We start from the raw sequence: 13470 nt of genomic DNA, 5'->3' as shown, positions 1-13470 counted from the left end.
CCGACTTACAGCACAATGCCCGGTGATAATTTTGAAGGTAAAGTAACGCTGTCACTTTCTAGTGAAGCCATTGGCCATGCGCTATAATCCGCTGCATAGAACGCGCTGGCACGGTGATTACCTGATGCCCCAACCCCACCGAATGGTGCCGCACTTGATGCACCTGTTAATGGTTTATTCCAGTTCACAATGCCTGCTCGCGCTTCAATCAATACACGATCAAATAAATTACGTTCAGGAGACACCAGACCCACCGCCAAACCAAAGCGGGTGTTGTTGGCAATGTTTAAGGCTTCATCGAAGCTGTTATGGCGATAAATCGTGGTCAATGGACCAAAGTATTCATCATCAGGAATATCGGTCACCTGAGTGACATCTAAAATACCCGCAGTAAGCAATGAACTATCCGCTTGTGGACGCGTCATTTCTAATAGTGGTTTTGCACCTAAAGCAATGAGTTTACTTTGTGCTGCCAACATCTGTTCCGCGGCATGTGCCGAGATGACACCGCCCATAAACGGTTGCGGTTCAGCATTCCAGCTTCCTACGACTAAGTTCTTCGCGACTTCAACAAAACGTTGAATGAAAGCATCACCATTGGCACCCTGTTTAACAATAATACGGCGTGCACAAGTACAACGTTGTCCCGCAGAAACAAAGGCCGACTGGATAGCTAAATTCACCACCGCATCAATATCGGTTGCTTCATCAATGATCAGGGCATTATTGCCGCCCATTTCCAAAGCAAGGATTTTTTCAGGTGCACCTGCCATTTGTTTATGCAAGTGATAACCCGTATTGGCACTGCCCGTGAACAGCAAACCGTCAATTTGTTCAGCCGCAGCGAGTGCTTCACCTGTGCTGCGTCCACCTTGTACGATATTCAGCACACCCTTTGGTAGACCCGCCTGTTGCCATAATTTTGCAGTTTCTTCCGCTGTCCAAGGGGTAAGTTCACTTGGCTTAAATACCACGGTATTACCTGCAATCAGTGCAGGAACAATATGACCATTCGGTAAATGACCAGGGAAGTTATAGGGACCAAATACAGCGAGAACACCATGTGGACGATGACGTAAAGAAGCCACCCCATCTGGCATTTCAGTTTCGCTAAACCCTGTACGTTGATGATAAGCACGAATTGAAATCGCTACTTTACCGATCATCGACTGTACTTCAGTCAAGGTTTCCCACAGTGGTTTACTGGTTTCCTGACTAATCACTTCAGCCAATTGGGTTTTATTTTGTTCCAATAAGCCAGCAAAACGCTCAATAATTGCAATACGCTCTTCTAAAGCTAAGCGTGCCCATGCTGGAAATGCCTGACGCGCTGCATGGCATGCCTGTTCGACATCGGCTTGGCTTGCTTCATGCCCTGCCCAAATTTGTGCATTGCTCACTGGATTTGTTTTAGCGAACGCAGTCCCTTGTCCTTGAATCCAAGCACCATCAATTAATAATGCACCTTGTGACATTAGTTCTTCTCCATTTTTTCTAATGCTAAAACGCGTACTTCATCGTGTTCAGCAATATTCAGTGCCTGTGCTTGTGCTGCTGTTAAATGTAAAGTCTCACTTTCATCGACTTTGTTATTGATCAGCAACACGGCGTAATCTTTATATTGGTCATTGGCAACCAAAAAATGCGTCTCGGTACTTTCGACCTGCTCAGTAAGTTTGACTTTGAGCAAACGGCTCTCTGTTACCGCCCGTAATTCGGCAGTATTGGCTTCCAGTGTTGGTCCCGCATCAAAAATATCGACATGACCCTGATATTTAAGACCTTCAGACATCAACACTTTTGCCGCTGGCAGCGTATGTGGATGCACTTCTGCAATCACCTCACGCGCCTCTGAAGACAACAAGTCAACATAGACTGGAAATCTCGGCATCAACTCTGCAATAAAAGCTTTTTGCCCGACACCACTGAGATAATCCGCTGCGGCAAAATCCATATTGAAAAATAGATAACCGAGTGAATCCCAAAAGGGTGACCGTCCATTCTGGTCAGAGAAACCACGCATTTCTGCAATCAGTCGTTCTTCAAAAAAAGAACGGAAGGCAGCAATAAACAGAAAACGAACTTTGGATAAAAATTTGCCGTTCTGGTTTTTACGATATTCAGGATCAAGGAATAAGGTACAGAGTTCACTGCAACCAGTATGATCATTACTTAAAAACAAAGTGTCTAAAGTCTTATACACATTTAAGGCTTTAGAGGCGTGCACCTGTTTTGCCACCCGAAAGTTGTAGAACGGTTCATTCAGTCCGACTGCAACTTCAATTGCACTCACACCCACAATTTTGTGCGTGCTGGTGTCTTCCAGTACAAACAGATAACTTGCCTCACACTTTTCGGTCATACCCGCTAAAGTGCGTGTGGTGCGTGTAATACGTTCAGCCAGAATGTCTCTATTTTGTGGTAAGGAAGTCAGGCCAATGCCAGACTCCCCCGCTCGTTGCGCTAAACGATAAATATCATCTAAGTCCCGATGCGCTGCATGTCTAACAATCATCATGGTTAGATGCTCACAGCAGACTTAGAGGCGTGCTAATGCACGAACAAAACGATTTAGACCTTCATCAATATCCTGTTGAGGAATGATCAATGATGGTGTGAAGCGAACCACATCTGTACCCGCAACTAAAGCCAGTAAACCTTCTTCACCCGCTAAGGTCACAATATTTTTGGCTTTACCTGCATATTCATCTTTAAGCACACAGCCGATTAATAAACCTTGTCCGCGAATTTCTTTGAATAAGCCATATTCCGCATTGATTTTATTTAAAGCATCAATGAAATATTGATGACGCTGTTTTACGCCATCTAACACTTCAGGTGTATTAATAAATTCAAATACCGCGCCAGCAACCGCACAAGCCAATGGATTACCACCATAAGTTGTACCGTGATCACCTACAGCATACATGTTGGCATAATGATCTGTAGTGATCATTGCACCAATCGGGAAGCCACCACCCAATGCTTTTGCAGTGGTCAAAATGTCAGGTGTTACGCCCGTATTCATATAAGCATAAAGCGAACCTGTACGGCCGACACCTGTTTGTACTTCATCAAAAATTAGTACTGCACCTTTTTCATCACACAGTGCGCGTAAGCCTTTCAGGAATTCGATATCTGCTGGCAGAACACCGCCTTCACCTTGGATCGGCTCAACAATTACCGCACAGGTATTTTCCGTGATCGCGGCTTTTGCTGCTTCAAGGTCATTAAATGCCGTATGTTCAATACCACCTGGTAATGGTGCAAAATCTTGAGAATATTTTGGCTGACCACCCGCTGTTACAGTAAATAAAGTACGACCGTGGAAGGCGTTTTTAAAAGCAACAATCTGGTTCTTGTTTGCATTGCCACTGAGCAAACCAACTTTACGTGCCAGTTTCAACGCCGCTTCATTGGCTTCTGCACCTGAGTTACAGAAAAAGACTTTATCCGCAAAAGTGCTGTCGACCAATTGTTTTGCAAGGCGTAATACTGGCTCGTTGGTATAACCATTACCAATATGCCACAGCTTTTGAGCTTGTTCAGTTAAGGCTTTTACTGCCACAGGATGTGCATGACCTAAAGCGTTTACCGCGATCCCACCAGCGAAATCAATATATTCTTTATCGTTTTGATCCCACAGACGAGAACCTTCACCACGTACTAAAATGAAATTTGCTGGGGCAAAAACTGGAACCATCCAATCATTAAAATTGCTACGTGTAATTGCGACTTCGCTCATTTTATTTACTCACTTCCTGTTTTTAATCTTCAGGCCTGTTGAATGCACAACAAGCCCTTTACTCTAATTTTTAAGGGATGGATTAGCCCGGGAAAATACCGCGTTCTTTACGCGCTTTCAGGATACGTTCACATGCCAGAATATAAGCTGCGGTACGCAAGCTGCATTCTTTCTGTGCGGCGGTATTCCAGACATCACCAATCGCTTGAATCATTAATTTATCCAGACGTTCATTGATCTCGTCTTCGCTCCAGAAGTAACTCGCCATATCTTGAACCCATTCAAAATAACTGACGGTTACACCACCCGCATTACAGATCACATCTGGTACAACGGTAATATCACGACTAACAAAGACATCATCCGCTTCTGGATAAGTTGGACCATTCGCACCTTCAAGTACGATTTTGGCTTTTAGTTTTTGTGCACGTTCAACAGTGATCTGACCTTCCAGTGCTGCTGGAATCAGAATATCCATATCCACCGTCCAGAACTCTTCATCTGAAATTACGGTTGAATCGGCGAAGCCCTTCACACCGCCAGTTTCCACCACATGTTTTTGCAGTGCTTTAACATCCAAGCCTTCTGCATTGAAGATGGTGCCCGTATGGTCTTGTACCGTAACAATTTTTGCGCCTGCATGGCTGAACAGATAGGCCGCTTCATTACCCACATTACCAAAGCCCTGTACAGCCACTTTACTGCCTTCGACTGGTAATTTGATACGCTCTGCAACCTGCATGCCTGTTACGAATACACCGCGACCTGTGGCACGGACACGGCCGAGTGAACCACCTAAATGAACTGGTTTACCCGTTACCACACCTGTGACCGTATGACCTTTGATACTTGAGTATGTGTCCATCATCCAACCCATAATATTGGCATTGGTGCCGACATCTGGTGCAGGAATATCAATTTGTGGGCCGATAATTGGACTGATTTCACTGGTAAAACGGCGAGTTAAACGCTCTAGTTCACGTGGTGACAATTCTTTTGGATTTACACGGATACCGCCCTTAGCGCCACCGAACGGCAGATTCAATACAGCCGTCTTAATGGTCATCCATGCAGACAGTGCCATGACTTCATTTAATTCAACATCTTGGTGATAACGAATACCGCCTTTACCTGGGCCACGTGATAAGTTGTGTTGTACACGATAGCCTTCAAAATGACGGATTGAACCATCGTCCATCACGATTGGAACATCAACAATCAAGGTACGTTTTGGGGTTTTCAATGTGTTGACAAAGTTGCTGAGGTCGGCATCCAGATAAGGTGCTACCCGATCAACTTGAGTAAGAAAAGTTTGCCAAGCACTACCGTTTTGAGCCGCATATGATAAAGACATCATCTATTCCTTAATTAATCAATTGTCCCTGTTATTCACAGATTCCCTTTTTTTTCAGGGTGTCCTACCCCATCCTCCCTAATACGCACTGTGTTTCTTTTCACTGAATCAAAAATGCTTGGGGTTTTGTATAAGATTATTATTAAGAATCAAATTGATTCACAAAATTCGTTATAATGATTAAAATGAATTATTTTTTATCAATTTGCTAATAGTAAATATCAAAATGAACAATATCGATCATATTATATTAGGATTACTCAAAGACAATGCACGGATGTCCATTACCGATCTGGCGGCCAAAACGCGTGTTTCTCGCGCAACGGTACAGAAGCGAATTGAATATATGGAATCGACTGGTGTTATTACAGGTTACACAGTGCGCTTCCGCCCCAGTGCAGAGAAAAATATCATTCGGGCATGGATGAATATTATGGTTGAGGGCACCAAAGCCCAAGCCGTCATCCGCGAATTGCGTCTCGAATCTGCGGTAGAGCGTCTGCATACCACCAATGGAAAATGGGATATTCTGGTCGAGCTACAATCAGACAGTCTGGAAAATTTTGATAAGGCTTTGGAGCGAATCCGAAATATTTCAGGCATTTACAATAGTGAAACCAGTATTCTATTGTCGACCTATAAAACCTGATCAGGTCCAAAGTCAAAGATTGCAGACATAAATAAGGGCGCATGATCTGAATGATCATGCGCCCTTTAAAAAATCACTTATCGCTTAAGCAGTGACACGACGGTAACTACGATATTCTGGTGTCCAGAAATTATCATCAATTACTGTTTTCAACACATCATTACTCATCGGAACAGCCAAGCCATCAGCCATTGCCGCTTTTGCCACTTTAAAAGCAATAAACTTGGACACTTGCTGAATATCATTAATATTCGGTAATAAATCCGCTGCTGGATTTTTCAGGCGTGGCGAACAATCGGCCAAAGCCGTGCTAGCAGCCATCAGCATAGAGTCACTGATATGGGTTGCGCCACATGCAATGACACCAAGGCCAATTCCCGGGAAGATATATGAGTTATTACACTGCGCAATGCTATAGGCCTTGCCCTGATAATAAACTGGTGCAAATGGACTACCTGTAGCAACAATCGCCGCGCCATCTGTCCATTCGATAATATCTTTAGGTTGTGCTTCCACTTGTGAAGTCGGGTTCGACAGTGGTAGAACAATCGGATGCTTATAATATTTCGCTAAGGTTTTGATCACTTCTTCGCTGAACAAGCCAGCCTGACCAGAAACACCAATCAGAATACTTGGTTTGGCATTTTTCACCACATCCAGTAAACCGACATATTCACCCGTATACTCCCAGTCACTGATGGCACTGGTTGGTGTCGCTAGCTTCTGCTGGAAATCGAGTAAATTCGGCTGTTGATCGGTCATGAGACCAAAACGATCCACCATAAAAATACGTGACCGTGCTTCATGATCACTTAGCCCTTCATCCATCATTTGACGAACGATCTGCTCTGCGATACCACAACCTGCTGAACCAGCACCAACAAACGTAATGGTTTGGTCTTTAAGCTGCTTGCCTTGTGAACGAGATGCAGCAATCAGGGTTGCCGCTGTTACAGCCGCCGTGCCTTGAATATCGTCATTAAAACAGCAGATCTTGTCTCGATACTGAGTTAATAATGGCATAGCATTCATTTGCGCAAAGTCTTCAAACTGGATTAGCACATCAGGCCAACGCTGACGCACCGCAGTAATAATTTGCTCAACGAATTCATAATATTGCTCGCCACGGATACGCGGTTGTTTCCAACCCATATAGATTGGATCATTCAGCAATTCTTCGTTGTTGGTTCCGACATCAATGGTAATCGGTAAGGTATAGGCAGGACTGATACCACCACACGCGGTATACAATGATAATTTGCCAATCGGGATACCCATCCCTCCAATCCCTTGATCGCCTAGACCTAAGATACGTTCGCCGTCTGTAATCACGATGACTTTGACATTTTTCTTATTCACGTTGTGAATAATTTGGTCAATGTATTTACTTTCTGGATAAGAAATGAAGATACCACGGTGACGACGGTAAATGTCAGAGAAACGCTGGCAGGCTTCGCCTACCGTCGGGGTGTAGATAATCGGTAGCATTTCATCCAAATGCTGACTCAATAGGCTATAGAACAGGGTTTCATTGGTATCTTGGATATTTCTTAAATAAATATGCTTATTCAGGTCACTGTCAAATGAAAGGTACTGTTGATAAGAGCGCTGTGTTTGCTCTTCGATGTTTTCAATATTGTATGGAACGAGACCATGTAAATTAAAATTTTCTCTTTCTTCTTCAGAGAAAGCAGAGCCTTTATTTAACAGCGGAAGTTCTAAAAGAGCATTCCCAGCATAGGGAATATATAAAGGTTTTTTGATTTTACTAGGGGTCGCAGGCATACCTTACTCTTGAGATTATCCGTCAAATATATAAAATTTCGTTGCTTAAATTCTTATGCAAAAAGAATTCTGGCGAAGTGAATAATTTACACTAATCCGCCCTCGAAACCGAATAATCTGACGGTATGTAAAGTGATTCAACATTTAGGAAATAAATAGTACTCGCTAATAATGCACATTTGTAGTCCATCTGTGGCGATATTTTGTAGGTTTTTTATACACAAGACCTAATCTGTATAATTATTCAACACAAATAGATTTTAGATCTCATCGTTAATCAAACACAGCAATTTTATTTTCTATTCATTGCCCACGGAACCATAAAGGAAGCCTTATTCACTCGCTGATCGAAAATCGTTCTTCCTTTATGCCTGAATGTATAGGTTAAGCCCGCTTTTTCTTGGATTTCTTGGTAAAGAAACTCAATGCATGTGAATAATGAGTCGGTGTAATACGCTGAATCAGATCAATGATTTTTGCGTCATTTCCAATCAGAACACGTGCTTTATCTGCTTTCACAGCTTCAAGAATAATTTTGGCAGCTTGTTCAGGTGGTGTTTTCAACACTTTATTAAAGGCCTGACTGGCTTTAGCTGGATTCATCCCCAAAGCCCGAATGCTGTCACTCATACGTGCACTATTGGCAATGTTGGTTCGAATCCCGCCAGGATGTACACAGGTTGAGCTCACCCCATTCTGTTGCAGCTTTAATTCTTGGCGCAATGATTCAGTAAAACCACGAACCGCAAATTTAGTTGCATTATAGGCACTTTGGGTCGGTTGAGCCGTTAAGCCAAACAGACTGGAAATATTCACAATGTGCCCTTCGCCACTTTGCTTTAAATAAGGCAAAAACTCTTTGGTGCCATAGACCACACCCCAAAAGTTAATCTTTAAGATCCAGTCCAGTTCCTCATAATCCATCCCTTCTACGGTACTTGCCAGCGCCACACCTGCATTATTAAAAATCAGGTTAATCTTGCCATGTGCTTTAAAACTCTGTTCTGCCCATTCACGGACTGCGTTCTGATCAGAAACATCCAGTTGTGTCAGGGTAACATTGACAGGATATTGCTGTAACAAGGCCTTCGTCTCCGCCAGTCCCTGTTCATTGACATCGCTCAAAGCTAAATGTGCTCCTTGCTGGGCCAGCAAAAGTGCAAGCTGTCGGCCAATCCCTGAACCAGCACCTGTAATTGCAGCGACTTTCTGATTAAAATTTTTCATGGGTAGACTCTAGATGAAGTTGATAAAAATGGGCTGCATTTTGTCTAAAAACGGCGTGCATCGCCTGCTCACCATAAGGACGAAGCATCTGGATATAAGCCTGCACAAGGTCATTTAATGTCGCATTAGCTTTATCCATAGGAAAATTAGACGCATACATAATGCGGTTGATGCCAAAGACCTGAACGGCATGTTCAAGCAATGGGCTGAGTAGATTCACGATTTCAGAAGGCGTTGCTGTTCGTTTTTGTTGATAAAAACGATGTCCTAATACTGGCATCATCAAGCCTGAAATTTTGGCATAGACATTTTTCTGTTCAGCCAAAACTGCAATATCCTGCTGCCATTGTCTAAAAATGGACTCACGCTGCGATGCGGTAATTCCCGTTTTCTTACCCACGGCTCCAAACAGGCCAGCGGGTGTCACCAGATGATCAACGACGATACGGGTTTGAGGAAATTGTTTCGCCAAACCAGTGATTTCTGCTAACTGAGTGGAATATCCCCATGCATCAAAAGATAAATCCATTTTTGCAAGTTGTTCAAAACCTTTTAAGAATTTCTTGTCACGATAAAGATGAGGCCGATCACACCATCGATAAATGCCACTATCCTCATGCCAGGCCGCCATTTTACGAATGCCACAAAAGAGTGGGCTCGCCTGCTGATGGGCTTTAAGAATGTCTTTGAATTTTCGGTCTCTTGGGTCAGCCGCAGCAACGATGGCACCCAGCTTTAAACCGTGACGATTAAAATCTAATTGCTTAATCCAATTGGTTTCTTCCACCACACCAAAGCCTTTGTGATGATGCCAGTTTGCTTCGACATGCACCACGCTTTCTACAGGAAATAAGCTGCTATCCTTTTGATAATGCGCTGGTAAATAGGGATTCAATGCGTATTGAGTTGTACCTAATGTCTCTAATAAAGGCTTAGGTTTGACTAAACGAACAACACGATCCATAACCGTGGGATATTTCCCTAAAGCTTTTACCAATACAGCAGCAGAATGCGGTGTGTGATAAGGATCCCATTGATGGATATGTGAATCAATGATCGAAAAGCCTAATTCTTCCATGTGTTAACTCAATATAATTATTTTAAAATGGCGATAATTTATCTAACTTTAACCATAATTCATCACTGTAGCCTACCGAACAAGGCTGTATGAATAAAATGATTTATTTCAATATGACATTATGAATACGATTCATTTATTTTTGCTTTGATCTTTTTAAAATTAGAAATTCATCAATAATTTCAATTAATTGAAAGGTATTTATCTCAAATAAAGTAATTCGTCAAGGAACAAATAAAAAACTCAAAATAATTTACGTATTATCAAACTCTTATTTTTTCAAGCTTCCTACTTTCCAGCAAGTTCTTGTAAATGATTCCTATTTAAATATACTGAGCACGCTTTTATCGCTGTATTGACCCAAATTGTCATCAGATTGATTGCCTCTTTTCTCCAGTATCTACCCTATTTTTGGTATCGCTCAGGTATTCCTATGTCTGCATTCTCTCCGCGTAAAAATCTCATCACGATTGAAATTTTAAAATATAGCGGTTCATTGCTTCTGTCTTGTATTCCTGTGCTGACTTGGGCAGAAACTGCTGCACCAGAAATCACACAGCTCGACACCATCAAAGTACAAGCTGAATCCAGCTCAGGCTATATCGGAACGCAAACAGCATCGACCTTAAGAGGTAATCAAAAAAATCTGGAGAGCTCTCAAACGGTCAACGTCGTTTCCAAACAATATGTGAAAGATTATGTGCCCGCGAATCTGGATAATGCACTCACACAAGTCAGCGGCATTACTCAAGGCAACACCTTAGGCGGCACTCAAGATACAGTCATGAAACGCGGTTTTGGAGACAACCGTGATGGTTCAATTACCGTGAATGGCATGCCAATTGTGCAAGGTCGAACCATGAATGCGGCAGTTGAACAGGTTGAAGTATTAAAAGGCCCTGCTTCTCTCCTTTATGGCATTATGGATCCAGGCGGTGTGGTCAATGTGGTGACTAAAAAACCTGAAATGACCCAGAAAACCGAAATGGCCATCTATGGTTCAAGCTTTGCTGCGGGTAAAAATGGTTTAGGTGCAAGTCTGGATACTACGGGCGCAATTAATGAAAGTAACTTTGCCTATCGTTTTATTGTCGATCATTCTGACACAGACTATTGGCGTAATTTTGGCAATCTCAAACAGACTTTAATCGCTCCGTCTGTGGCATGGGACAATGGTCAGACCAAAGTCAATCTCAGCTATCAATATCGTCATTTTGATGTCCCTTTTGATCGCTCAACCATTTTTGATCTCAACACAAAAAAAGCTTTACCGATCTCAAAATACCAACGTCTGGATGAAGCTTTTAATCAAATGAAAGGTGAAGATCATCTGGCACAACTGTTGGTTGATCATCAAATTAATGACACCTGGTCAGCGCATTTCGGCTATACCTATAACTACGAAACCTATGATGCTAACCAGTTACGCGTCACCTCGTTAGATACAAAGAATCATACTGTGAAGCGTCGTACCGATGCGACCTTAAATGCAGAAAGCATAGATAGTAATGCCCAAGCCTATCTCAATGGCTCGATCAATCTGCTCGGTTTAAAGCATGACATTCAGATCGGTTCGGATATCGAATACCGTAAATATTTCCGTCCCGATATGGTTCGTGGAGACACTTCTACCCTAGACTATCTCAACCCAGATTTTGGCACTGTCGAAGCTTCCCGCAATATCGTCGCGTCGGATAGTGACCAAACCGATAAATTGCATACCTATGGTTTTTATCTGCAAGATGCGATCCATTTAAATGAAAAATGGATTGCGGTGCTTGGTGGGCGTTACTTACATTATCAACAGACTGCTGGGCGCGGCAGACCATTTAAAGAAAATACCAATACCAATGATGATGCTTGGCTTCCACATGCAGGTTTAGTCTATCAATGGAATGACCAATTTTCATTGTATGGGAGCTATACCGAATCACTCAAACCGAACTCTACAATTGCTCCTTTAGGTGGCAATGCTGTTATTGACTCGGATGTCCGACCTGAACAGGCAAAATCTTATGAACTCGGTGCAAAATATGAATTTAATGATCGTATTAAGGCCAACTTTGCACTCTACGATATTAAAAAGCGTAATGTTTTAGTGGCAATCACTAAACCGGGACAGGACACAGAATTACACACCACAGGTGCGGTTCGCTCTAAAGGGGCTGAACTCGACCTTACAGGCCGTCTAACCGATCAACTCGACGCCACCCTGACCTATGCCTATACCGATGCCAAAGTCACTAAAGATGAAACTGGTCTACAAGGCAATCGTTTAAATAATGTCGCACGAGATACCGCCTCACTCGCATTGGCCTATAACTATGGCGAACTTTATAATGGCAATTTACGTTTAGGACTCAGTGGTAATTATGTAGGGAAACGTGCAGGAGATTCGAAAAATCAATTTGATCTGCCAGAGTATGCATTGGCCAATGCCTTTATCAGCTATGACACCACCATTGCTAAACAGGCAGTTAACTTTCAGTTTAATTTAAATAATATCTTCGATAAAACCTACTATACCGCCAGCGTTAATAATCTGGCGGTATCACAAGGTGACTCTCGCCAAGCGGTGTTGCGAGCAACGTTTAAATTCTAAAATAGAGGATCAGAGCAGTGCTTCAATCACTGCTCTGTTGAGATCAATATGAAAAAGCTTCTTTCTATCACGCTGATCGCAGCACTGCTCACATTAACATCTTCTGTTTATGCGAAGACAAAAATTGCGCTCATTTCACAGCTCAATGGCGCTTCTGCTTTTGTCGATGTAACTATTCAGAAGTATTTACAGGCTCAAGGTTATCAAGTTGAACTCCTTGATCAGTCTGTTGCACCGAACAACTTAAATCATCCTGATCTGGTAATCCTTTCTTCAACAGTTGCGTCCAAAAATTTAAAATCAGGCTGGCGTCAACTCCCGATTCCAGTGATGACTTGGGAAAATGATTATCTCGATGATCTAGCGATGACAGGTAAACGGATCGATACTGATTTTGGTGAAGTTGAGAAAGAACGTTACTTGTGGCTGGTCAATGCACCGCATCCCCTATCGGCGCATCTTCCTGCGGGAACGCGCAACGTCTATAAAGCACAGGCACCGATGAGTTGGGGCAAGCCAGGATTAGGCGCTACCATTATTGCGACGATTTATGGTCAACCAGAAAAAGTGGCCATCTGGGGTTATGAAAAAGGTGCAACCATGGATTATGAATCTTTGGCCCCAGCAAAACGGCTGATGTTCTTTCTTAATAATGAGACCTTTCCCAATCTTTCAGAAGATGGTCTCAAACTGTTTGATGCCTCAGTGCAATGGTTATTAAAGAAATAGACTTAAAAATCGGCTTGCACTTTCTTAAGGATGCATCAAATTTCAGCCCGTATTCCAGCAAAGGCTTAGGATTTTTGAACATAAACCCTAAGCATCTGGGCAACGCTGTTATAAAAGATATTCCCAGATCACGTAGCCAATGCCAAAGCCTAAAAAGGCATATAGCGTAATAATGAAGAACACAAAACTGGCATTATTCTTTTTTTTCAAAAAACTCATATCGGCACCTTTCGCTTTGCTCAATTCATGTTGTTATAGTGCAGGAAGGTACAGAACAAGAAAAGACACAGAATTTTGCAAA

11 protein-coding genes are annotated in these 13470 nt (G+C 42.6%); 3 read left to right on the top strand and 8 right to left on the bottom strand.

The window, feature by feature from the left end; genetic code table 11:
- Positions 1–5: 5 nt before the first annotated feature.
- From astD to PJ15_RS14975, 4 genes are all read right to left on the bottom strand, one after another.
- Positions 6–1475, bottom strand: coding sequence for a succinylglutamate-semialdehyde dehydrogenase (gene astD, locus PJ15_RS14990; RefSeq protein WP_047432154.1), 1470 nt, complete (start codon positions 1473–1475; stop codon positions 6–8).
- Positions 1475–2518, bottom strand: a complete 1044-nt coding sequence (astA, locus tag PJ15_RS14985) for an arginine N-succinyltransferase (protein WP_047432151.1) — start codon at positions 2516–2518, stop codon at positions 1475–1477. Before astA ends, astD begins: the two co-directional genes overlap by 1 nt.
- Positions 2519–2539: 21 nt before the next feature.
- Positions 2540–3745, bottom strand: coding sequence for an aspartate aminotransferase family protein (locus tag PJ15_RS14980; protein ID WP_005256580.1), 1206 nt, complete (start codon positions 3743–3745; stop codon positions 2540–2542).
- A gap of 82 nt (positions 3746–3827) precedes the next feature.
- Positions 3828–5102 carry a Glu/Leu/Phe/Val family dehydrogenase gene (locus tag PJ15_RS14975; RefSeq protein ID WP_123775033.1) on the bottom strand — a complete coding sequence of 425 codons (1275 nt, stop codon included), beginning with the start codon at positions 5100–5102 and terminating at the stop codon, positions 3828–3830.
- Positions 5103–5325: 223 nt separating this feature from the next.
- Between PJ15_RS14975 and PJ15_RS14970 the strand changes: the two genes are divergently transcribed.
- Positions 5326–5748, top strand: coding sequence for an Lrp/AsnC family transcriptional regulator (locus PJ15_RS14970; RefSeq protein ID WP_004771166.1), 423 nt, complete (start codon positions 5326–5328; stop codon positions 5746–5748).
- 84 nt (positions 5749–5832) lie between these two features.
- Here PJ15_RS14970 and PJ15_RS14965 read toward each other — a convergent pair whose 3' ends face one another.
- The 3 genes from PJ15_RS14965 to PJ15_RS14955 all read right to left on the bottom strand — a co-directional run bounded on the left by PJ15_RS14965 (position 5833) and on the right by PJ15_RS14955 (position 9838).
- Complete coding sequence (locus tag PJ15_RS14965) at positions 5833–7533, bottom strand: NAD-dependent malic enzyme (protein WP_047432147.1); 1701 nt, start codon at positions 7531–7533, stop codon at positions 5833–5835.
- Positions 7534–7917: 384 nt separating this feature from the next.
- The gene (locus tag PJ15_RS14960; RefSeq protein WP_047432145.1) at positions 7918–8760 is read right to left on the bottom strand and encodes an SDR family NAD(P)-dependent oxidoreductase; all 843 of its coding nucleotides are present in this window, start codon (positions 8758–8760) and stop codon (positions 7918–7920) included.
- The gene (locus tag PJ15_RS14955; RefSeq protein WP_047432143.1) at positions 8747–9838 is read right to left on the bottom strand and encodes an amidohydrolase family protein; all 1092 of its coding nucleotides are present in this window, start codon (positions 9836–9838) and stop codon (positions 8747–8749) included. Before PJ15_RS14955 ends, PJ15_RS14960 begins: the two co-directional genes overlap by 14 nt.
- 433 nt (positions 9839–10271) lie before the next feature.
- Here PJ15_RS14955 and PJ15_RS14950 point away from each other — a divergent pair, with 433 nt between their 5' ends.
- Positions 10272–12440, top strand: coding sequence for a TonB-dependent siderophore receptor (locus PJ15_RS14950; RefSeq protein ID WP_047432140.1), 2169 nt, complete (start codon positions 10272–10274; stop codon positions 12438–12440).
- Positions 12441–12488: 48 nt separating this feature from the next.
- The gene (locus PJ15_RS14945; protein WP_047432137.1) at positions 12489–13169 is read left to right on the top strand and encodes a hypothetical protein; all 681 of its coding nucleotides are present in this window, start codon (positions 12489–12491) and stop codon (positions 13167–13169) included.
- 108 nt (positions 13170–13277) lie between these two features.
- On the opposite strand, the gene PJ15_RS18670 is transcribed toward PJ15_RS14945, so the two are convergent.
- Positions 13278–13388, bottom strand: coding sequence for a hypothetical protein (locus PJ15_RS18670; RefSeq protein ID WP_005229212.1), 111 nt, complete (start codon positions 13386–13388; stop codon positions 13278–13280).
- Positions 13389–13470: the final 82 nt, after the last annotated feature.

The organism is Acinetobacter sp. neg1 (genome assembly GCF_000788125.1).
Lineage (GTDB): Bacteria > Pseudomonadota > Gammaproteobacteria > Pseudomonadales > Moraxellaceae > Acinetobacter > Acinetobacter vivianii.
This window is presented reverse-complemented; position numbering and strand designations above follow the sequence as displayed.

Bases quoted from the DNA above. Each gene is read 5' to 3' on its own strand.
- PJ15_RS14955 (WP_047432143.1), bottom strand. From the start codon at position 9,838: ATGGAAGAATTAGGCTTTTCGATCATTGATTCACATATCCATCAATGG.
- PJ15_RS14960 (WP_047432145.1), bottom strand. From the start codon at position 8,760: ATGAAAAATTTTAATCAGAAAGTCGCTGCAATTACAGGTGCTGGTTCA.
- PJ15_RS14970 (WP_004771166.1), top strand. From the start codon at position 5,326: ATGAACAATATCGATCATATTATATTAGGATTACTCAAAGACAATGCA.
- PJ15_RS14980 (WP_005256580.1), bottom strand. From the start codon at position 3,745: ATGAGCGAAGTCGCAATTACACGTAGCAATTTTAATGATTGGATGGTT.
- PJ15_RS14965 (WP_047432147.1), bottom strand. From the start codon at position 7,533: ATGCCTGCGACCCCTAGTAAAATCAAAAAACCTTTATATATTCCCTAT.
- PJ15_RS18670 (WP_005229212.1), bottom strand. From the start codon at position 13,388: ATGAGTTTTTTGAAAAAAAAGAATAATGCCAGTTTTGTGTTCTTCATT.
- astD (WP_047432154.1), bottom strand. From the start codon at position 1,475: ATGTCACAAGGTGCATTATTAATTGATGGTGCTTGGATTCAAGGACAA.
- astA (WP_047432151.1), bottom strand. From the start codon at position 2,518: ATGATGATTGTTAGACATGCAGCGCATCGGGACTTAGATGATATTTAT.
- PJ15_RS14950 (WP_047432140.1), top strand. From the start codon at position 10,272: ATGTCTGCATTCTCTCCGCGTAAAAATCTCATCACGATTGAAATTTTA.
- PJ15_RS14975 (WP_123775033.1), bottom strand. From the start codon at position 5,102: ATGATGTCTTTATCATATGCGGCTCAAAACGGTAGTGCTTGGCAAACT.
- PJ15_RS14945 (WP_047432137.1), top strand. From the start codon at position 12,489: ATGAAAAAGCTTCTTTCTATCACGCTGATCGCAGCACTGCTCACATTA.